Source organism: Mesotoga sp. HF07.pep.5.2.highcov (assembly GCF_003666285.1).
Lineage (GTDB): Bacteria > Thermotogota > Thermotogae > Petrotogales > Kosmotogaceae > Mesotoga > Mesotoga prima.
In genome coordinates, this window is record NZ_JFHJ01000340.1 from 1 (window position 1) to 793 (window position 793).

Sequence of the window (793 nt, forward strand, 5' to 3'; positions counted from 1 at the left end):
GTACATTCTCAGTCTACGGCCCGTTTCTTAGAGCCCGCTTAACAGCCGCTTAGAGATTGCTTAGAGATTTGAAGAGCGGGGGCTTGGGTTGTGGAATTTAGAGTCTGGCAAGAACGGGGCCACGTACAGTATCCCTGAACAGGAGCACTTCAGTGACGAAGAGAGAACGTACTTCGCAGAGGCCAGCAAAAAGCGGTTCCTACGAAGCGGCTCTTCCAGCGATCAGGGGATTCTTGTTCCTAAACGCACAGCGGTTCTTAGGAGCGAGATGCTGAAACGAGTTCAGCATGACGCGAAGGGCAGGTATCGATTACAGGATATGCTGTCTCGTGAAGGAAACCGGCATGACGCGAAGGGCAGGGTATAGATTAAAGGGTATGGGGTCTCGTGAAGAGAACCTGCAATCAATTCAGGGTTTCAATGCAACTGGGGAAGTTATCCCGACATCGGCTTTGGGAAGCTTCTCACTGTGTCATCCCGAACTTGTTTCGGGATCTAGGTTTTTTGAAGAGCGTGGTTGGGGGTAGCGGGTAGGGGGTTGGAAAGAGCGAGTGAGACCGGATCATCGTTGAATGGTGTCCGTTCTCCGAATAAAAAACCTGTTTTTTTGTTCCAGAGCGAGGATCTGTTCTTCGTTCTTGGTTAAGTCAAAAGAACCAAGAGCAAGATTTTGAATCAAGTTCAGACGGATTCTTTCGCTCAGCGATCAGCGGGTTCTCCGCTTTTAAGCGCGCAGCGGTTCTTAGGAGCGAGATGCTGAAACAAGTTCAGCATGACGCGAAGGGCAGGTATC

General features: G+C 50.3%; 1 protein-coding gene. It reads left to right on the top strand.

The window, feature by feature from the left end:
* Window positions 1-88: 88 nt before the first annotated feature.
* Window positions 89-367, top strand: a complete 279-nt coding sequence (locus BG32_RS07425) for a hypothetical protein (RefSeq protein ID WP_039882265.1) — start codon at window positions 89-91, stop codon at window positions 365-367.
* Window positions 368-793: the final 426 nt, after the last annotated feature.